This window comes from Pontibacillus marinus BH030004 = DSM 16465 (assembly GCF_000425225.1).
Lineage (GTDB): Bacteria > Bacillota > Bacilli > Bacillales > BH030062 > Pontibacillus > Pontibacillus marinus.
Map to the genome: position 1 here is coordinate 13,152 of NZ_KE384333.1, position 19,270 is coordinate 32,421.

Sequence of the window (19,270 nt, forward strand, 5' to 3'; positions counted from 1 at the left end):
TTGCAGCTCGTAGATGTCTAGCTTCAGTGCCCAGCAACGAATGGACTTCCCTCGCCTCCGCATGATAAGTCAACATCGATTCGTTCCACTCATCGTGTTTCCTTTATCGTACTACGGGCTCAGTCCAGTCCTTTCGTTGCTAAACGGGCACTTACGCTTTTCTAACGTTATGCTGTTTCTTTTTTACTTTCTCGATTATTTCTTAAGAACATATAGAACGAAGCTCCGAAGATTGTAATATAACCAATGACACTTAACAGATCAGGAACTTGTCCAAATAAGAATATACTAATTAGGGCTGAATAGACCACAGTTGAGTAGAAAAAGATGGAGATCTCTCTTGCTGGTGCAAATTTATAAGCTATCGTAATACCAAACTGCCCTACTGTTGCAAACACTCCTGCTGACAATAGATACACCCACTGTTGCCATGACATTGGTTCATAAAATGCAATAACAAACGGTAGTAATGACACAGTTGTGAAAAAGGAAAAGAAGAATACGACTGTATAAAACTGTTCTTTATTCCCAAGCACCCTTAATACCGTATAAGCACCTGCTGCAAAAACAGCTGAGAAAACACCAGCTAAATACGGGATTGTTTCCAACGAAAACTCTGGTTTAATAATAAATAGCGTCCCGATAAAAGCAACGATAATTGCAACAACCTGGAAGAAATGGGCTCTCTCTTTCAAAAAGATTGCAGAGAATATAATCGTTAAGAAAGGACTTAACTTATTCAACATATCTGCATCCGAAAGAACGAGATTATCAATTGCATAGAAAAACAATACCATCCCTATCGTTCCTAAAGCAGAACGAAGTAAAAGGAATTTCCGATTTTCCTTCTTACCAAATAGTCGTTCGTTATAGTACTTCACAAAGCCAAAAGCTATAAAAGCTGAAACAATATTTCTAAAGAAAGTTTTTTGCACAGTTGGCACATCTCCAGATAGTTTTACGAAAGCAGCCATCATAGAAAAGCCAAAAGCTGATAATAACAATAATATAATACCTTTATTTCGATCACTCATAGTTGTCCTCCGATATATATAACCTTACCTTATTGTGCACTCACCCTACCTATCCTAATACAAAAATCTCCTTTTTGGTACCATAAAAGTGCCATAAAAGTGCCTGACCCCCAACTCGCTAATGCGGTAAAGCGGTGGGGGTCAGGCACTTTTTCAGATGCTAGGCTCTCTTTATTAACACTGACATACCATTAGCATATTGCCATCGGGATCTTTAAAAACGAAGAAATGATCATGCTGAACTTCCGTTACAAGTTCTACACCATTATCTTTCATAAATTGATAGGATGCATGTATATCTTCTGTTTCGAACTGAATAGCTGGTACATTCAACCTTGGAAGCTCTCCGTTCTCATCACGCCACATTGGCATCGTATCGAGAAGCATCCCTGCACCTTCTTCCATTTCCGGAATGTATAAATGCCCGAACTTAACTTCTCCCTCCTCAATACCTAGCATAGTGGAATACCACTCTTTCGCCTTCTCAATGTCTGTTACAGGAATGAACACCAAGCTAACTTTGTTTTTAATCGGACTTTTTACCATAAAAGTCTCCTCCTATTCATTTTTCCAATCTACTACTGGTTTATCGAGTTGAACCGGAACATCCAGTTCATCAGCTGCAGCAAACATAAACTCTTTTCGGAAATAAAAACTACGGTGGTAAACAATTTGGCCATTTTCAACTTCTTGATATTGAATATCATGAATCTCAGGACCGTTTTCACCATCATAAAATACTACAATAACGTTTTTTCCCCAAAGCACACGTTCTTCAGCTCGGAACCCAGGAAGACCAAATTGCATTGAACCAGATCTCATTTCATCCTTGGAATACTCGTTAAAGGCTAAGGATGCTTCGTTATGAGCTTCATCACTTAGCAAGGCCAGAACACCTTCTACATCCCCTTCATTCAATGCTTTTAGGTATTTCTGGATCACAGGATGTGACGATGTTTCTTTCTTTAAATCATGTTTTGTTCCTAGTTGAGGTGGTTGCTTTTTTAACTTTTCACGCATTCGTCTTACATTTGCGTAAACAGCTCCAGGCGTTGTTCGTACAATACCGGCCACTTCCTTTGCAGTAAAAGAAAACACCTCCATCAGTAAAAATACCGCGGATTGTCTGGGTGTAAAAAGCGTAACTAAATGCTGTAATGCTTCTTCAACATCTAGATCGTTAGAGTCTTCCTTAGCAGGAATGTCATCTTCATCCAAATCTCCTACAATGCGTTTCTCGCGACGGCAATGATCAATCCACGTTGTTGTAGCAATACGATATAAGTACGATTTGGGATTAGTCGGATGCCAACGTTGATAAAAACCACCAAACGCTTTCACCATCGTTTCCTGATATAGATCCTCGCCTTCCCAAGGGGAGCCTGTTAGATACCGACAATAACTCCATAGACTTTCACGACAATCTTCAATAATCATATTAAACTCTGCTTTTAGTTCTCGAGACTTCTCATATAAGGAAAGCTCCTCTTCATTTGAAACGACCATACAATCCTCCTTATTTTCCACTTCATTCTATATAACGAATAATGAATATAAAATTATACGCTTTTTATAAATTTTTCTTACAATTTAGTATAAAGTCTATTGAAATTCGTTCAAGTAAAAAATGGTAAAAAATAAACAGGCGCTATATACAAATAGCGCCTGCTTTCTAAACAGCAATATCCTTGTTTACATCCTTTTGTCCTATAAGCTGCTTTTGTGCATCTTGGTTATTGGACGTTTTGTTCTTCTTTAAATCATTTAATGCCTTGGCTTCTTCTACAAGCTTTTCCATTGTAGCAATTTGATCATCATTAATCTCAGTCAATTCATCAAACATTTCAACAGATTCTCGGGAAATAAATGTAACCTGTTCCACCGAGGATACAATTTGTTGAATGCTAGCAGACATCTCTTCAGTTGCAGCAGATGTGTCTCCGTTGTTATCAGCAATATTTTGAGTCGAAGTAAGAATATCCTGAAATAGCTTCCCTACTTCCTCCATTGCGTTATTCGTATCTTGAGATTCAACTATTCCTTGTTCCATAGATTGGACTGCTTTATCGGTTTCTTGTTGTGTACCACCAATAATATTTGTTACTTGGTCAGAAGAGTCTTTTGCTTGCTCAGCTAATTTACGAACCTCATCAGCTACTACCGCAAAACCTTTTCCGTGCTCCCCGGCGCGAGCCGCTTCAATAGCAGCATTTAAAGCTAATAAATTAATTTGCTCAGATATGTCTGTGATCACCTTTGCAATGGTCCCAATCTCTTGAGATTTTTCTCCAAGATTTTTAACTGCATCATAAGTGGTCGTGACGGTTTGATTTAGATTCTCCATCTTATCAATAGATGTTTGAATCTGCTCATTCCCTTGCTTGGTGAGTTCAAGCGTATTATTGGATTGCTCAGAAATATCCGCTGAACGTCCTGATAATTCCGAGATAGCAGAATTCATTTCATCCAAGGCTGCTGAACTTTCTTCTGTTGCTTTTAGCTGTTTGTTTAATCCTCTACCCACTTCATCCATAGCAGCACGAACAATATCCGCTTTTTCAGAAGCATCTTCTCCTCTTTCTACAAGTGATACACCTTTTTCCTCAACACTTTTCTGAAGATCTTCTTCCTTCTTTACCTCATGATTTAAGAAGTCAACTAATTGATTATAAACTTGATATTTCTGCCCTTCACCAGCTACTTTTACATCAAAATTCCCTTTTGTTAGCTCTTTCATGCCCTCTAAAATTTGTTGATCATTTTTAGGTGAACGATTTCCGGTGAAATATTTGTAAGCAAAAAATATAGTCGTAATAGCTAGTATGATGATAAGCACCATTTCGATATAGTTGGTCATGTTCAATACTGACCTCCCTTTATATGATTTATTTTATAGTTCTCGGATAATAAGATACGTTCCATCAGCAATTGATTCAGGAATCTCCTTTAAATCTTCATTATCATGATATTTATGAACAATGGGATTCCCGTCTACATCTAGATACTTTTCTTGACCATAGTATTTCTGGGCAATTCGGATCGATTTTGGGTTAGTTGCCTCTCCATAAACTGCTTTCAATCCATCTTGTTTCGCTTTATGAATTAACTCAACACCAAGTTTCTCAATTGCCTCATGACGTGCTTCTCTAGCTGTAATTCCAATCATAAATAGATGTAACATTTCGCCATCTTCCAGTTCTTTTCCCATGCGCTTTTTATAATCTTCTAAGAATCGTTTATCAACATCTTCAAGAACGTGTAAGATTACATTCATATCAGAGAAAGATCCTTCAAATACGTCTTCTCCAATAATCTCAGGTGCATTAACATCTCCTACTAAAACACCAACAACTTCACCGTTATGGTCCTTTGCAACTATGGAGTATCCTTGGTCAACCACACCTTCTATATATTCTTTAGTAAAATTGTAAAAGTCATCATATTGAATATTCAGGTTGCCAACCATTGGCTCTTGCACCCATTTACCATCTACATCAATTCCTATAAAGGATTGAGTTAAACAATCAGCTGCTTGATTTATGAGGCCCGACTGTTCTTTTGTTATAAATTCATATGTGTAAACTTGTTCTGAGGTTTGCATCGGTTATCCCTCCATTTATACGCTATCTACTAATGTACCTTCAAAATCAATACGTTCTAACGCATTTCTTAACTGTACTTGAGCAATTTTAGATGACGGCTTCACTACTACAACTTCTTTAAATCCTAAAGTAGAGTAGAACGTCAGTATTTGTTCTAGTTGCGGCACAACCTTTGATGGAACGGTTGTCTGATATGTCCCATCAATCACTAATGTGTAACTATTTTTATTTACTTTACCAATCGTCTCTTGAAAATCTCCCATATAACTCTCTGTGTCTTCTTCTCTCATGAGCCCATGGACCTGAATTTGTAATTCTTTATCTGCTTCATTAATGGCCATTTTGTATTTTCGTTTGTCTACGACCAAACCTTTCATATCGCTTCCCCCTTTTTTTACTTATTCCATTGACCTAAATCCATACTTTTTGAAGTAGTTGTAAGACTTCCCCCCGACTTTTATCGACAAAATCCTCATATTTTTAACCTATTATTTAAAGAATATGTCAATTATTGTCGAAAAAAGGAGACTTATCCTCTCATTTTTAGTACAATAAACTTAGAAGAATCCTAATAAGAACTGAAAATGGCAAACCTATCGAAAGATAGGGACGCAAAGCCACGAGTCTAAAGTCCTTGTATAGGAATAGGATCGTCGGGCTTCCAGGTTACGAATTTAACTGGGCTACTCCATTTGTGTGGGGAGCTCTTTTTGTGTGTTTTCTTTTTTTAATTCATAACCTCAAAAACTAATTCAATGAAAGGTTGATATTTTTGAAAGATTTGCAGTATCTATATCCAAGTGATGACGGTAATCCATTACAAAGAGAAGAGTTACTTGATCACTTCAACACCATTTTGACCCAGCTAGATGAACGAAAAGACCCTTCTTCTCTAACATTAGGGAATAACTCACAACACCAAGACGATTACTACAATCAACTAATCCAACAAGCAGATATCCCCTATCAAGCCCAATCTATAAAAGAGACCATTCATGATTTGGTAAAACTAGCAGAAGGGCACCGTTACATTAACAGTAGTTATGTGGCTAATGCCGCCCCTCTACCTAATATCCCTAGTATTTTAGGGAATTTGGTTATGGTATTACTAAATGGAAATAATTTGTGGGACGTAGAGGGATCAGGAGCAGCAACAGCAGAAGTAAAGATTACGAGCATGCTTTCTAAGCTGGTGGGGTATGATCCGAACCAAAGTGCAGGTTATACAACATGGGGAGGCCAAGGTGCAGTTTTCAACTCTTTACGACTAGCAATAGCTCGCCGTTTCCCAGAAACTAATCAAACAGGAATACCAGGTAATTTATACTGTTTTTGTTCAGAGCTCTCTCATTACAGTTTATATAAATCTGTTGAAGCTACAGGAATCGGAGTAGCTAATTTAATTCGCGTTAAAGTGAATGATGATCACTCGATGAATATTGAAGACCTTAAGAAGAAGATGAATGAAGTTATTCAAAATGGTGGTATTCCAACCTATGTATTAGCCACTATGGGTACTACTGATACATTCGGAATAGATGATTTAGAAGGAATTAAAAAGATTACTGAAGAAATCGAATCAAAACATCGTTTAGAACCTATATATGTACATGCTGACTCTGCCATGGGAGGGATGTACACCTTCTTTAATCATTATGAGTTTGACAAAAACCCTTTAGGATTAGGGGGAAATGTTCTTCACACACTAAAAGGGTATCAAACAAAATTAAAAGCTATTCGTCAAGCTGACAGTATGGTGTTTGATTTTCATAAACTAGGTCAGACACCTTACAGTTCAAGTTTATTTTTAATAAAAGATAAAGCTAGCTTACAATATGTGGACCTTGATCATGAAGAAACCCCTTATGTTGGGAATAGAAGCTATGGAAGCTACCATACTAGCTATACACTTGAGTGCTCGAGAATGGGGAGTTCTATATCCATCTATGCTTCATTGTTAGGTATGGGGATTGAAGGTTACCAAAAAATATTAGCCCACTACCTTGAATTGAATTTAGCATTTAGAAATAAGATGCTTAAGCAATTCTCAAATGTAGCCATTACCAATGACGTCTCTCCTATAACAACGTTTCGGTTTTATCCTGAGAATGTATTATGGGACGAGGAAAAACAAGGAGAACGATCATTAGAAGAGATCGAACATAATAACCAATTCAATGATGAATTTGCTGAACTTATCGGAGAAGAAAGAGACAGAGTTTACTTTGGAAACACTCGTAAACAAAGACTTGTTCCTTCAAAAAATTCAAGTCGCAGAATCCCTGTATTTGCTCATAAATTCTTTCCTGTCTCCCCGTATTCAACACTAGAAGATGTAGATCGTTATGTAGACTTTTTAGAAGAGCATATGAATATCTATAGAAAAACACCACTACTTGTCTAATAAAGAAAACTTGCCGATTGGCAAGCCTTTTAAGGCGCAGACAGAGGTTTAGTTGCGCTTATACTTCATTCTTTCAAAATTTTAACTACGTCGGTTTGCTTCATTGTTAAAATTTCATACTTTCTTAACGTGTAAAACAAGCCATCCCTAAGTTTTCGGGATGGCTTTTCTATCGAGCTTATCCTGTAATGATTAAGTCTGCTTTCTTTAACGGGTCTTCATTTTGTAAGTAATAGTCTTCTGCTTTCCAGTAGCGATTTTCAAACTTCACTTTGTTCATTTGAGCATCTTCATTTTCCCGGTAGAACCGCTTCTCTCTGGGACAATCCAAATAAATGACTGAATCAAAATAACTCCTCCATTCCGAACGTTGTAAAAAGACTCCTTCTACGATAACCAAGCCTCTATTTAGAATCTTTACATTTTGGAATGTCTGCCTATCCTCATCAGGGATATAGTACGGAATTTGAAATTGATTGCTAGACTTCATAGGTTCAAAAAAATGATCTTTTAACCATCGCACATCCCATTGCAAGTTGTAATACTCATACCATTCTTCATACCCAGTACCATATCGTTTAGACCGCTCAGCGATATGATCATCAATATGAAACACTTGGAAAGGAATACCTCTATCAGAAAGTTCCTGAACCATCCCTTTTACTAGTGTTGTTTTTCCAGATCTACTTAGTCCATCAACCCCAAGGATAAAACGTCCTTCCAAATGGGATGGAAGCTGCTTCAATATTTGATGAATCGACTCCTTCAAAAAACTCCCCCCTTACATCTATCAGTCAATTCGTAACCAATGAACTTTTTACTAATTCTGCTTGCTTTAGGTTTTCAATTAAGAAGTCTGGTACGCTTTCTTTTTTCTCAAGCTCTTCACTTGTAAGCCAGAAGACACCTTCAACTTCATCCAGACTTTTTACATGTGGCTCTCCAGATTCATACTCACAATAGAATACGATATCGACGACGCTTTTTCCTTTGTCTGTTACAAAAGAAGAGCTATTTACATATTGTAGATTCTTCACTTTCACCCCAACTTCTTCATCGATTTCACGGTGTAGCGTTTCTTCTAGCACATTAGCTTTATTACCTTCATCATCTACTTTTCCACCAATAAAGGAGAGCATCCCGCCTGCATGCTCTTCTTTTTCACTACGTCTTATAAATAACCATTTCCCATCTTTATGGATTGCACCTTCTACATTTACGATGAACATTAAATCTTCCCCCCTCACCAAAACGGCTTAAACCCGCTTAATCGTGACGCTACCTTTGCCTTCAGCGGCTTCCACTTCTGTAAAAGCTCCATTAATTAAAGTCATTTGTGGGGGCATGTGACCTATATCTACATCGTAAATAACAGGTATGTTCACCTCTTCGAAGACCTCATGAATAGCCTCTTCATATGTGAAGTCTTTTGTATTTCCGCCCCCAATAGGTCTTCCAATTAAAACGCCATTAGTATTCTCAAACCATCCAAGCTCTTTAAATTTCCATAAAGCTCGTAATGCATCACTTGCGGACCATTCCACCCACTCTAAGTACCAAACCAATCCTTCTTCAACCTGAGATTGAAAAAGTTCAAAAGGAGCATGTTTCGTCCCGGCAATAATGTTTAATGTATTGGCACATCCTCCTATTAAACGACCTTCAAATGATACAGAGTGGCCCCCCGTTGTTTTCCATTCTGTCGGCGTATCAAGCACAAATTGTTCCCCAGGATTTTCAAAGACTTTCTCCCAGGAAGATTGATAGAGGTGGGAAGACCTCTGAGTAAGGGCTTCTCCATCCTCAAGCCCCAATACCTCTCTCCAACGAGATGTTAGCGCATCCATCTTTTTCAATGATAAATCAAAAAAATTCGTTCCATGTGCAGTCGCGATTCCAGTATGAAGTGTAAATGCAAAGGTTAATGTACTAATATCTGAAAAGCCTAAAATCCACTTAGGTCGAGCATGTTTTAATTTATCCCAATTTAATAAAGGGAGCAATTGCATTAAAAATTCCCCGCCCCATGGAGGCATCACAACATCAACTTGATCATCCAGTAAAAAGTTCATTAGTTCTTCAGCACGTTCTTCTTTAGAAGTACTCCGTGCTTTTCTCTCTGTCCAAACCGTATCTCCTATCACAATATTAAAACTCATTTCCTCTGCATGCTTCTTTGCTTGATGTAAAAGCCAATGAAGCTCTTCTTCAACCCCACTAGAAGGAGCAGTTACCGCAATAGTATCGCCTTCTTGTAATGGTTTTGGGTATTTAATCACGCTTCTTCCTCCTTATTAAAAAGAAATATTACGCCATTATATCAAAAGAAGGAGGGAAAGCAACATAATTTTTTGAATTTTTAACAAAATGTTGGGGGTGTAGAACTAGAAGGATTTCATAAAAAAACCGAGCATTTTCGCTCGGTTTTACGCTTGCACACATTTTTCTAATTGCTTCTTCACTTCAGGTAGGTCCTCAGCTGAAACCTCTTTATTCGTTACCATACGAATTGTATAAGGCCCAAATGGGACAGCCAAAACACCTTGTTCTTTTAACTTAGCAAGAAACGCTTCAGCATCCATGCCCGTTTCTTTTACATTAATAAGCACGATGTTGGTTTCTACCTTTCCTTCTACTTCTAGTCCAGAAATTGAATTCACGCTTTCTGCTAGATTTTTCGCATGTTCATGATCTTCTTCCAACCGATCAACCATCTCATTTAACGCTACAAGACCTGGAGCAGCTATTACACCAGCTTGTCTCATTCCACCACCTAGTCTCTTTCTCCATTTTCGAGCTCGTTTAATGAAAGATTTTGGCCCTACCAGAATGGATCCAACCGGTGCCCCTAACCCTTTTGATAGGCAAAATTGAACAGTGTCTGTTAGAGATGCATATTCTTTCACAGAAATCCCCGTAGCAACGGACGCATTAAAAATACGCGCTCCATCAAGGTGAACGGGAATATTATATCGCTGTCCAATTTCATGAATAGCTTTCATGTTATCCCATGGTAGAATGGCGCCTCCAGCTTTGTTATGTGTATTCTCCAAACAAATCAAGCTCGTTTCCGGAAAATGGATATCGTCTTTACGAATTGCTGCCTCCACATCATCAGGACTCATCGCCCCACGTTCTCCTTGGATCGTACGAGGTTGTACTCCAGCCAAGGCAGACATCGTGGCACCTTCATATAGAAATAGGTGAGCGTTCGCTTCCATAATAATTTCTTCCCCAGGGTTACAATGAGTTAAAACTGCTGCCTGATTACCCTGCGTACCACTCGTCACATAAAGAGCAGCCTCTTTCCCAAACATCTCTGCCGCTCGTTCCTCTAATTGTCGTACAGTAGGATCTTCTTCAAAAACATCATCCCCCACCTCGGCATCAAAGCCAGCTAGTCTCATAGCTTGTGTAGGTTTGGTGACCGTATCACTTCGTAAATCAATCATCCTTATCCCCTCCTATGTATTGCTTTTATTCTACTAGAAGGAAGTAGTTTCAGAAAGCTTCACACCTTAATCTCCACACACTCATACCTTCATAGATTAATATTAAAAACTTTAGGGAATACCTAAGGAAGTGAAGGGGGAGTAAATATGGCAGAAGAAAACACCCATAATAATAATCAAAAAGAACACAACCATAACTTTGGTACCTCGATCGAATCCCGCTCTAATCCTGATCGTCCAGGAAGACAGTTTTACATACCCTCACAAATTGTGAGTGAATTTGCCCAAAAAGGAAGAGACCACTTAGATCAACCCTTTCGAGCTCAGTTTTTATTAGCCTTAACGGCCGGATCATTTATGACCTTTGGTGCCGTTTTTTCAATATTACTCTCGATTGGAATCGATGCTAAAGGACTTTATTATTTATTGTCAGGACTAGGCTTCGCAACGGGTTATGCAATGGTCTTTATATCAGGATCTGTATTACTCACGGAAATCAACGTATTGTTGCCGACGTATGTGTTTAATACACAAGCTATAACCCAACGGACGATTTTAAAGTTCTGGCTGTCGGCTTATATTGGTAACATCATTGGTGCTCTATTTGTGGCTATTGTTATTCAACTATCCGGATCCTTGTCAGATCCATTTTATATTGAGCTATCAAAGCTTTTAGATAAGAAAATGAAGTTTTTTGATCAAGGTCGTGTTGTAGGATGGTTTCAAATATTAATTTCAGGTATCATGGCTAACTGGTTAATCGGTATGGCGGCCTTTTTAACAACAGCTGCTCGTGATATTACAGGGAAGATTATTGGTACAACCCTTCCTGTTATCCTTTTCGTTGCAGGTAACTTCCAACACAGCGCGGCCAATATGGGCTATTTTAGTATGGCTACGCTTGCAACGGATAAATACAGTTGGTATGAGTTCTTATTTATGAACATCATCCCTGCCAGTATTGGAAACATCATAGGAGGAGCCTTACTGGTTTCCCTTTTATTCTCTTACGCTTATAAAGATGATATAAGATCAGCAATAGATCATTCGTAAAAGCTCCTGTTTCAGGAGCTTTTTTATTTATATTAAAATGTTGTTCAGTAATATGGCAGGATTGTAGAAGACTTGAAACTGAGAGGAGTCCGTTGCTGTTGAGTAGTGCTATGGGCTATGTTCTCGTGGGAAGGAACAGTATTCCCTTGGGTAAGCGACGGATTCGCTCGGGTAGGCGATGGATTCGCTCGGGTAAGCGACGGGTTCGCTCGGGTAAGCGACGGATTCGCTCGGGTAGGCGATGGATTCGCTCGGGTAAGCGACGGGTTCGCTCGGGTAAGCGACGGATTCGCTCGGGTAAGCGACGGATTCGCTCGGGTAAGCGACGGGTTCGCTCGGGTAAGCGACGGATTCGCTCGGGTAGGCGATGAATTCGCTCGGGTAGGCGACGGAATCCCTCGGGTAAGCGACGGAATCCCTCGGGTAGGAGATGGAATCCCTCGGGTAGGTGACGGAATCCCTTGGGTAAGCGACGGAATCCCTCGGCTAGACGCCGAATTCCCCCTGCACCTCCACCTCACTAGTTATCTCGATTTCAAGTCTTCAAGATAAGGGGGCTTTAAAGGAACAAGAAAGAATTCAAAGTCACCCCCCCTCCCCCATCCTTATGACTAAAATATTTAATTAGATTATCACCCAAAACCTTAACTAAATGAGTGGCAAGCGCATAAGATAATACAAAATATTCAGATAATTAGAGGTGAATCTATTATGCTGTCCGTTCAAATGTTAAAGCCGTTTTATGTAAAGCAAGAAGTTGACCGAATTCGCATTATGCTAGCTTACCAGTACTTCTCTATACACATCGACGATAAGCTCTATCACTTTGTACCTGTTGAAGGACGTGAAATTTCCATCAACCGAGATACAAAACAAATTGAGAACACGAAGGATGTGCTGGTGTTTCAAAACGGAAAACATATGATTCAAATTTCGATTCTTGAGCTAATGGATCTTCCTGACTTTTTAACCCATGTAAATTCGATTGCGCATCGTTACTTAAAGAAGAAAAAGCCTGTTAATCTGACGAAAGTGGATCGAGTTATTCACGAGCTGGAAATGCAAAATGCCAAAAGGTTGATTGATGAAGCCTTAGACAAGAGAGAGACAAAAAAGTTTCATGACCTAGTTTGGTATATAAAAGACAACTTTTAACAAATAAAAAAGCCTCGCTAAGTTAGCAAGGCTTCTCATCATGAATGTCTTCTCTTCATTATAAATTTTCCAACTCAACAACGTTTCGTTGTTCATTAAATCGATTCACTGTTTTCACTTTAAATGTCATCTCATGAGATTCATTTTCCTGTGTAGTGAAAGTCATTTCCACAGGCTTGTCTTCCTCTTTTCGCTCGTCAAACATTTCTTGTTGTTCAACATTGTTAAGCGTTAATTCACAATGTCTCTTTCCATCTACTTGTGTAACCACGTAAGTGCCGTGTGCAAAACGAATAGGTTCCCCACTTTGTTTCATATATACGTCTTTAAGTTCTTTATCTATAGCTGCCATATGAACCTCTCCTTTAATAGGGTTTACTTAGTTCATAAACGTTTTTCTAGGTTGTTAAACCCCAATTCCACAGTTTCATGAGTCTAGTAACACATCCGCACTTCTTCATTAACCCTCCATATAATGTAGAAACATATGTGTTTGGAGGGAGAGATCGTGTATGCTGCGCGTTACTTTCATAAAGAATTAGCTCTTTTTCTTATTGATTTATGCAGACTAACTTATGTTCAATATAAGAAAAATGGAGAATTTCATATTCCAAAAGGCTTTCAATTAATTAAACAATTTAAGGCACGATCTTTACATTCTCAGGAGTGGTTTGGCTTCATTCTAGAGTCTCCGGATTCAATTTTGATTGCCTTTCGAGGTACTCAATCTGATCCAGATTGGGTTTCAGATGCCCAGGTATTCCAACGTTCCTACCCCTATGTACCGGATAGTGGATTAGTCCACGACGGATTCCTCTCCATTTATGAATCTTGTCGCGATGAAATCATGAACGTGTATGAAACCGTACCACCTTATAAAAAACTATACATCACAGGGCACAGTTTAGGAGGGGCATTAGCTACACTACATGCACTGGATGCTAGAGTAAATACCGATTTCACCCAGGTTTTGATGTATAATTATGGTAGCCCACGTGTAGGAGATACTACATTCAAACGTACCTTCCGTTCATTTGTTCCAATAAGTATTCGTTTTGTTAACTTCTATGATCTCGTACCAAAGCTTCCTCCCCCTATCATTAAATCTTTTCTCTTGAAAAAGACCATTTACTATAATCATGTTCCTACGCCTATGAAGTTTGCAATTCAGAAAGAGAGTGTGCTTGAAAATCATTCACTAAACACCTATGAGGAAGGTGTGAAGAGCTTTCCATAAGAGATAATTATGAAGCAGTTGGCTAAAAGAGGGTGAGCATTAAAATGCCTGCCCCAACTCCTTGGGACAGGCATGCTTTCCTATTACTCAATAAATCTTGTCACTTTACCCAATGAGAATAAATGCAGCTCATGCATTGGTCTCGTACATGCCGTGTAAAAGAGATTTCTTTCAATTTCCTGATGATATTCTTCATCTGAGGCGTTATAAAGGATAACCGCATCAAACTCGATCCCTTTTGCGAGGTATGCCGGAATCAGGATTAAGCCTTTCTCAAACGTGTACGTATCCTTATCCATTAAGCGTATATCAACATCATGCTTTAATCGTTCATACGCTTCCCTAGCTTCCTTTGCCGTTTTACAAATAACGGCTACTGTATCATAGGACTCTTCTTCCATGTCATGAATCTTTCCAACCACAGCATCTGTATGCTCTGCCCAATCTTCAGCCACTGTTACAGTAGGGGCGTCTCCTTCTCGATTAAAGGGCTCAATATCTTCGCCACCAGGTACAATGCCTTTTGTGAATTCAATGATCGGTCTAGTCGAGCGATAACTTCTTAAAAGGGTCATTTTCTCCATCTTTTCATCCTGATACAATTCTTCTGAAAGAGGAGTCGGGGCATTCAAGTTATGTGCATAAATGGCCTGATTGTAGTCTCCTAAAATAGTCATTCGCGCATTCGGGAAAAGCTGCTTGAAAAACTCGAGTTGGAATGGGGAGTAATCTTGAGCTTCATCTAAAAATAGGTATCGCGTTTTATTATAGGAGTGAATCCCTTTTAACTGATCCTCTAAATATAAGAATGGTGTTACATCTTCGTGAAAGAGCAGGTTCGTTTGTAGTTGTTCATTCGTTTGTTCTGCTATGGCTTTCCAGCTTTCGTGAGCAACATCTTGATCTCGCGTAAAGAGATTACGATAGATTGCAGTCATGTTAATAAATTGAAAGTCCTTAATCTTTCTTTTGATAGGCTTCATGTATTTATTCACAATCGCTTTTGCCAGGATTGCCTGCTCACGAATATAGTCATCAAAGCGATCCTCATTTTCACGACCTTCTTGGACTTTATGGTAAATCTTCAGATAATCCTCTTTGCTTAACATTTCGATTTCTTCTTCAACCCAGTCCTCATCACGTTCTTTTCGTGAGAACGCCTCTAATCGTTTAAGGATCCATGCCGCTACCATTTCTATACGGTTTGGAATCGTAATGTAATCCTCTAAGCCATAAAAATACTCATGGATCTCATGGGAAGAAACAATGGTTTTGCCTCGAAATTTCACATTACGAAAGATCATTCCTTCTAGCTCAAGGTCTTGTACATAGCTATCGATTACATCTTTATAAGCAAGATTAGCCTTAAAGCGAATCCCTTGAAGTCTTGTCTTGTAATAGTCATCTTGCTTTGCTGTTAATAAATACTCAAGTTGCGTATAGGCATCTTCAAATTCAATGCGACTTTCAAGACGTTTATCCATGTACTCTTGGAAAGTGGTTTGTTCCATGTTTTCCTCGCCCAATTCCGGTAATACGTTAGCTACATAACTATTAAACATCGGGTTTGGAGAAAATAACATCATTTGATCTGCGTCAATTTTTCCACGATATCGATATAAAAGGTAGGCTACACGCTGGAGGGCTGCAGAAGTTTTGCCACTTCCAGCTACACCTTGGACCACCACGTACTTACTCTGGTCATAACGAATAATTTGATTTTGTTCTTTTTGAATGGTTGCTACAATGCTTTTCATTTGTGTATTGGCATTATTGCCAAGCACTTCCTGAAGTAGCTCATCCATGATGGTTACTCCAGTATCAAAAAGACCTTTCAAATCTCCGTCTCGAATAATAAACTGACGCTTTAACTCCATCTCACCTTCTATTGTCCCTTCAGGTGTTTCATACTCCGCCGGTCCTGGTGAGTAATCGTAATATAGACTTGATATAGGGGCACGCCAATCATAGATCAAAAAGTCTTCATCATTTTGATCCATTAAGGAACCTACCCCTATATAAATCTCTTCGGCTTCCTTGTCACCACCTTCACGGAAGTCAACACGACCGAAATATGGATTTTTCTGCATACGCTGTAAAGTTTTTAACTGGTCATAAAAGTGCTTATGACTCCGTTCACGCTCTCCTAAAAGCTCAGCTTGCTGCTTTAGGCTGTTTACAGTTTCAACGACATCATCATGCTCATCTAGGTTGACTGTTACGTCTTCCCAGAAGTTTTCCCGTAGCCCGATGACCTCACCTTTGACGTCACCAACCTTTTCTCTTAATTTTTCTTTTTTATGTTCAATCTCATCTAATACGTTGTTGATCCGTTGCTGTTCCAACTGCCAATCTTCATGTTTCTCCGTCACCGCATCATCACCCCTGTAGGATTTGATCTATATTATTTGACATTTGGATTTCACTCATGTAAAATTAATATTGGATAGATGTAATTACAATAAGTGAAATCGCTATACATAGGTTTAAAGTGTACCATGATCAATCATGTTTATCAAGCCATTTAGCACGGTTCTCGTCTGAGAATCGTGCTTTTTTAATGCGTTTAAAACGCATAACGCAAAACTTCTCTCCTCATAATAAGATCAGCACATTTAAAGGAGGTTATTCACATGGAAAAGCGACGAGCAAAAGAAGTTTCTGAATCACCTGTTATGGCAAACGTTTCTCATAATGGAACTCCCGTCTATATACAACATGTGGATGAAACAAGAGAAAATGCACGTGTTTTCCCATTAGATCATCCCGAACAGGAGCTAGATGTTCCACTTCATGAATTGAAAGAAGATTATAAGGGCTAATACATGAAAGCCAGTGACTTCTTCACTGGCTTATCTTTGGGTAAGGACTAGTGAATGATTTCTCTCTTGTTAGGAAAACCTTTTAAAGACAACCTTTTAAGTGAGGGACAATAATGACTGCAGTTCTTTCAGTATCCTTATGCATCGTGGCCATGTTAACGAAAAGTTGGCAATCATTTCATAAATACCATTCCACAATTTTGTATGTTGCATTAATGAATTTATTATATAACTTTATATGTGCCAATTATTATTTATGGCAGTGGAAATCAGAGATCTTTTCCAACCATCAAACGGTAGGGTTTTTCTTAACTTTCCTTTTCTTACCTTCTCTTGTGATTCTTTTTTTGCACTTCTATCCTTTTAATCAAAAATCACCTTATGTTTATATATTCTTCTGGATTGTGGGGCTTTGGATTTGGGAAGTGAGTTACGTCTATATTTTTCATAGGTTATCTTATAATTATGGATGGTCAATTTGGTGGTCAGCACTATTTTACGTCGTCATGTTCCCTATGATTGTCTTGCATTCAAAACGGCCTATTATCGCATATGGCCTCTCCGTCATCGTTATTATCATACTCATCAATATCTTTAACGTCCCTATACAGACACCGGTAGATTTACGTTCTTGAGCTAATCATTTCTCAAACTAAAAGATCCCTTAACAAGGGATCTATACTAGTTACCGAAAGAAGAAGCTTTCTGACTCTGAGTAGATACCAGCCCAGCATAAAATCCATCCTGCTTCACTAATTCCGCGTGGGAGCCACGTTCAATGATTTCACCTTCATTCAGCACAAGAATCTGATCTGCATTTTGAATTGTATTTAAACGATGGGCAATGACAAAGCTTGTTCTCCCTTCCATTAGCTTACCAAGAGCATCATTAATTTTGATTTCCGTAATCGTGTCGATGCTACTTGTTGCTTCATCCAGAATAAGGAGTGATGGATTCGACAACATGGCTCGTGCTATAGAAAGTAACTGTCTTTGACCCTGGCTAATGCCACTTCCGTCTGACTGAAGCACTGTATCATACCCATTAGGGAGATTGGTTATAAAGTGATGTGCATTGGCCGATTTTGCAGCTCCCTCTACCTCCTCATCTGTTGCATCTAATCGCCCGTAACGAATATTCTCTCGAACGGTTGTTTCAAATAAGAAGGAATCCTGAAGTACAGTACCAACGTGCTTACGGAGGCTTTTTCGAGTAATCTCACTCATGTTCCTTCCATCAACTAAAATTTGACCTGACTCTGGTTCATAGAAACGCGCAAGCAAAGAGATGATCGTAGTTTTCCCCGCCCCAGTTGGGCCAACAAGTGCGACAGTTTCCCCAGGAGCAGCGTGAAAGTTAATGTTGTTTAACGTATCCTCATCCCCTTCATATGAAAATGATACATCCTTAAACTCTACTTTGCCGTTTAAGTCACTTAAATCCTTAGCACTTTCAGCATCTTTCTCTTCTGGTTCATCTAAAATATTAAATACTCGCTCTGCACCGGCAACAGCGGATAGGATCATATTAAATTGGTTAGCCAGATCACTCAGCGGTCGGGTGAACTGACGAGAATATGTGGTGAATGTCACAATCACACCAATGGAGACACCCCATCCCCCACCAATGGCAAGTGCACCACCAAGACCAACAATAATGGCAAAGCTTACATTGTTCAGCATGTTCATAAGTTTTGGAATGAAGCCAGTATAGGTCATGGCCCAATACCCACTATTACGCAGTGCTTCATTTTTCTTTTTAAAGGAATCAATCATTTTCTCTTCCTGCGAGAACATTTTAATAATGTTGTGCCCTGTGATGGATTCTTCTATAAATCCATTCAATTCGCCCAAGTTCTTTTGTTGCTCCTTAAAAAAGACACTTGTTCGTTTTGTAATCCATTTCATACCATAAAACATGACTGGAACAATCGTCAGCGTTAAAAGGGTAAGCAATGGACTGAGCCAAAGCATCATACCGATCGTTCCAATTAGTGTAATGGTACTTGTCGTGAACTGAATGACAGATGAATTCAGTGTTTTACTTACATTTTCAATATCATTCGTCACTCGGCTCATGATCTCTCCGTGCTGCTTCTTTTGATAAAAAGACATGTTAAGCTCTTGTAAGTGGGAAAAAAGATCATTTCTCATTGTGAAAACACTATTTTGCGCAATGCCAATCATCCAAAAGTTTTGTAAAAACACAGCTGTAAACTGAAACAAATAAATCAGTAACAGTAGCCCTAACATCCAAAGAAGGGTATCTGGGTCAGGATTAGCGATTACTCTATCTACTGCCACCCCAAGATAATAGGGGCCTAGCAAAGAGAGGATGGAGCTAATAAGCACCATAGATAAAACAAGAATAAACTTCCCTTTCTCTCGGCTTAAATACTTCCATATCCGGAAGACCGTTCCCTTTATATCGTCAATTTTAGGAGGCTGAATCTTCATCCCGCGATTTTGGTGTGGATGTGAACGACCTCGATTTTCCGTTTGTTTTCCCAT

Annotated in this window: 20 protein-coding genes and 1 riboswitch; of the genes, 7 read left to right on the forward strand and 13 right to left on the reverse strand. The window is 38.9% G+C overall.

All coding sequences use genetic code 11. From position 1 onward, the window contains the following. Positions 1–167: 167 nt before the first annotated feature. The 6 genes from H514_RS0118810 to H514_RS0118835 all read right to left on the reverse strand — a co-directional run bounded on the left by H514_RS0118810 (position 168) and on the right by H514_RS0118835 (position 5,013). Positions 168–1,034 carry a DMT family transporter gene (locus H514_RS0118810; RefSeq protein ID WP_027448358.1) on the reverse strand — a complete coding sequence of 289 codons (867 nt, stop codon included), beginning with the start codon at positions 1,032–1,034 and terminating at the stop codon, positions 168–170. Positions 1,035–1,208: 174 nt separating this feature from the next. Then, the gene (locus H514_RS0118815) at positions 1,209–1,580 is read right to left on the reverse strand and encodes a VOC family protein (RefSeq protein WP_027448359.1); all 372 of its coding nucleotides are present in this window, start codon (positions 1,578–1,580) and stop codon (positions 1,209–1,211) included. A gap of 12 nt (positions 1,581–1,592) precedes the next feature. Then, positions 1,593–2,540 carry a sigma-70 family RNA polymerase sigma factor gene (locus H514_RS0118820; protein WP_027448360.1) on the reverse strand — a complete coding sequence of 316 codons (948 nt, stop codon included), beginning with the start codon at positions 2,538–2,540 and terminating at the stop codon, positions 1,593–1,595. A 166-nt stretch (positions 2,541–2,706) separates the two neighbouring features. Then, complete coding sequence (locus H514_RS0118825) at positions 2,707–3,891, reverse strand: methyl-accepting chemotaxis protein (protein WP_027448361.1); 1,185 nt, start codon at positions 3,889–3,891, stop codon at positions 2,707–2,709. Between the two features lie 33 nt (positions 3,892–3,924). Then, positions 3,925–4,635 carry a hypothetical protein gene (locus H514_RS0118830; protein WP_027448362.1) on the reverse strand — a complete coding sequence of 237 codons (711 nt, stop codon included), beginning with the start codon at positions 4,633–4,635 and terminating at the stop codon, positions 3,925–3,927. A gap of 15 nt (positions 4,636–4,650) precedes the next feature. Next, a complete protein-coding gene (locus H514_RS0118835; protein WP_027448363.1) occupies positions 4,651–5,013 on the reverse strand; it encodes a hypothetical protein in 363 nt (120 codons plus the stop codon). Positions 5,014–5,212: 199 nt separating this feature from the next. Then, a riboswitch (cyclic di-GMP riboswitch) is annotated at positions 5,213–5,302 on the forward strand. A gap of 106 nt (positions 5,303–5,408) precedes the next feature. Between H514_RS0118835 and H514_RS0118840 the strand changes: the two genes are divergently transcribed. Continuing rightward, positions 5,409–7,040 (forward strand): pyridoxal phosphate-dependent decarboxylase family protein, encoded by a 1,632-nt coding sequence (locus tag H514_RS0118840; RefSeq protein ID WP_027448364.1) that lies wholly within the window; start codon positions 5,409–5,411, stop codon positions 7,038–7,040. A 178-nt stretch (positions 7,041–7,218) separates the two neighbouring features. On the opposite strand, the gene H514_RS0118845 is transcribed toward H514_RS0118840, so the two are convergent. The 4 genes from H514_RS0118845 to ltaE all read right to left on the reverse strand — a co-directional run bounded on the left by H514_RS0118845 (position 7,219) and on the right by ltaE (position 10,492). Further along, entirely contained in the window at positions 7,219–7,809 is a 591-nt protein-coding gene (locus H514_RS0118845) for a kinase (RefSeq protein WP_027448365.1), read from the reverse strand. A gap of 25 nt (positions 7,810–7,834) precedes the next feature. Continuing rightward, a complete protein-coding gene (locus H514_RS0118850; RefSeq protein WP_027448366.1) occupies positions 7,835–8,269 on the reverse strand; it encodes an NUDIX hydrolase in 435 nt (144 codons plus the stop codon). Positions 8,270–8,296: 27 nt separating this feature from the next. Next, positions 8,297–9,319, reverse strand: a complete 1,023-nt coding sequence (locus H514_RS0118855; RefSeq protein WP_027448367.1) for a S66 family peptidase — start codon at positions 9,317–9,319, stop codon at positions 8,297–8,299. A gap of 147 nt (positions 9,320–9,466) precedes the next feature. Next, entirely contained in the window at positions 9,467–10,492 is a 1,026-nt protein-coding gene (gene ltaE / locus H514_RS0118860) for a low-specificity L-threonine aldolase (RefSeq protein WP_027448368.1), read from the reverse strand. Between the two features lie 147 nt (positions 10,493–10,639). Here ltaE and H514_RS0118865 point away from each other — a divergent pair, with 147 nt between their 5' ends. The 3 genes from H514_RS0118865 to H514_RS0118875 all read left to right on the forward strand — a co-directional run bounded on the left by H514_RS0118865 (position 10,640) and on the right by H514_RS0118875 (position 12,700). Continuing rightward, a complete protein-coding gene (locus H514_RS0118865) occupies positions 10,640–11,545 on the forward strand; it encodes a formate/nitrite transporter family protein (RefSeq protein WP_027448369.1) in 906 nt (301 codons plus the stop codon). Positions 11,546–11,662: 117 nt separating this feature from the next. Continuing rightward, positions 11,663–12,097, forward strand: a complete 435-nt coding sequence (locus H514_RS0118870) for a hypothetical protein (RefSeq protein ID WP_027448370.1) — start codon at positions 11,663–11,665, stop codon at positions 12,095–12,097. 159 nt (positions 12,098–12,256) lie between these two features. Further along, entirely contained in the window at positions 12,257–12,700 is a 444-nt protein-coding gene (locus H514_RS0118875; RefSeq protein WP_027448371.1) for a hypothetical protein, read from the forward strand. 58 nt (positions 12,701–12,758) lie between these two features. Here the strand turns inward: H514_RS0118875 and H514_RS0118880 are convergent, their stop codons facing one another. Beyond that, a complete protein-coding gene (locus tag H514_RS0118880) occupies positions 12,759–13,052 on the reverse strand; it encodes a hypothetical protein (RefSeq protein ID WP_027448372.1) in 294 nt (97 codons plus the stop codon). Positions 13,053–13,208: 156 nt separating this feature from the next. Between H514_RS0118880 and H514_RS0118885 the strand changes: the two genes are divergently transcribed. Continuing rightward, complete coding sequence (locus H514_RS0118885; protein WP_036841873.1) at positions 13,209–13,937, forward strand: lipase family protein; 729 nt, start codon at positions 13,209–13,211, stop codon at positions 13,935–13,937. A gap of 83 nt (positions 13,938–14,020) precedes the next feature. On the opposite strand, the gene helD is transcribed toward H514_RS0118885, so the two are convergent. After that, on the reverse strand, positions 14,021–16,309 hold the full coding sequence (helD, locus tag H514_RS0118890) for an RNA polymerase recycling motor HelD (RefSeq protein WP_027448374.1): 2,289 nt from the start codon (positions 16,307–16,309) through the stop codon (positions 14,021–14,023). A gap of 261 nt (positions 16,310–16,570) precedes the next feature. On the opposite strand from helD, the gene H514_RS0118895 reads away from it, so the two are divergent. Beyond that, positions 16,571–16,759, forward strand: a complete 189-nt coding sequence (locus H514_RS0118895) for an H-type small acid-soluble spore protein (protein ID WP_027448375.1) — start codon at positions 16,571–16,573, stop codon at positions 16,757–16,759. Between the two features lie 152 nt (positions 16,760–16,911). Further along, positions 16,912–17,394, forward strand: coding sequence for a CBO0543 family protein (locus H514_RS25450; protein WP_411431079.1), 483 nt, complete (start codon positions 16,912–16,914; stop codon positions 17,392–17,394). 46 nt (positions 17,395–17,440) lie between these two features. Here the strand turns inward: H514_RS25450 and H514_RS23500 are convergent, their stop codons facing one another. Next, positions 17,441–19,270 (reverse strand): ABC transporter ATP-binding protein, encoded by a 1,830-nt coding sequence (locus tag H514_RS23500; RefSeq protein ID WP_051255228.1) that lies wholly within the window; start codon positions 19,268–19,270, stop codon positions 17,441–17,443.

What these genes read in the sequence shown, in the direction of transcription:
- H514_RS0118810 (WP_027448358.1), bottom strand. Translation starts at nt 1,034, where the DNA reads ATGAGTGATCGAAATAAAGGTATTATATTATTGTTATTATCAGCTTTT.
- H514_RS0118815 (WP_027448359.1), bottom strand. Translation starts at nt 1,580, where the DNA reads ATGGTAAAAAGTCCGATTAAAAACAAAGTTAGCTTGGTGTTCATTCCT.
- H514_RS0118820 (WP_027448360.1), bottom strand. Translation starts at nt 2,540, where the DNA reads ATGGTCGTTTCAAATGAAGAGGAGCTTTCCTTATATGAGAAGTCTCGA.
- H514_RS0118825 (WP_027448361.1), bottom strand. Translation starts at nt 3,891, where the DNA reads ATGACCAACTATATCGAAATGGTGCTTATCATCATACTAGCTATTACG.
- H514_RS0118830 (WP_027448362.1), bottom strand. Translation starts at nt 4,635, where the DNA reads ATGCAAACCTCAGAACAAGTTTACACATATGAATTTATAACAAAAGAA.
- H514_RS0118835 (WP_027448363.1), bottom strand. Translation starts at nt 5,013, where the DNA reads ATGAAAGGTTTGGTCGTAGACAAACGAAAATACAAAATGGCCATTAAT.
- H514_RS0118850 (WP_027448366.1), bottom strand. Translation starts at nt 8,269, where the DNA reads ATGTTCATCGTAAATGTAGAAGGTGCAATCCATAAAGATGGGAAATGG.
- ltaE (WP_027448368.1), bottom strand. Translation starts at nt 10,492, where the DNA reads ATGATTGATTTACGAAGTGATACGGTCACCAAACCTACACAAGCTATG.
- H514_RS0118865 (WP_027448369.1), top strand. Translation starts at nt 10,640, where the DNA reads ATGGCAGAAGAAAACACCCATAATAATAATCAAAAAGAACACAACCAT.
- H514_RS0118870 (WP_027448370.1), top strand. Translation starts at nt 11,663, where the DNA reads ATGTTCTCGTGGGAAGGAACAGTATTCCCTTGGGTAAGCGACGGATTC.
- H514_RS0118875 (WP_027448371.1), top strand. Translation starts at nt 12,257, where the DNA reads ATGCTGTCCGTTCAAATGTTAAAGCCGTTTTATGTAAAGCAAGAAGTT.
- H514_RS0118880 (WP_027448372.1), bottom strand. Translation starts at nt 13,052, where the DNA reads ATGGCAGCTATAGATAAAGAACTTAAAGACGTATATATGAAACAAAGT.
- H514_RS0118895 (WP_027448375.1), top strand. Translation starts at nt 16,571, where the DNA reads ATGGAAAAGCGACGAGCAAAAGAAGTTTCTGAATCACCTGTTATGGCA.
- H514_RS25450 (WP_411431079.1), top strand. Translation starts at nt 16,912, where the DNA reads ATGTTAACGAAAAGTTGGCAATCATTTCATAAATACCATTCCACAATT.
- H514_RS23500 (WP_051255228.1), bottom strand. Translation starts at nt 19,270, where the DNA reads ATGGGAAAACAAACGGAAAATCGAGGTCGTTCACATCCACACCAAAAT.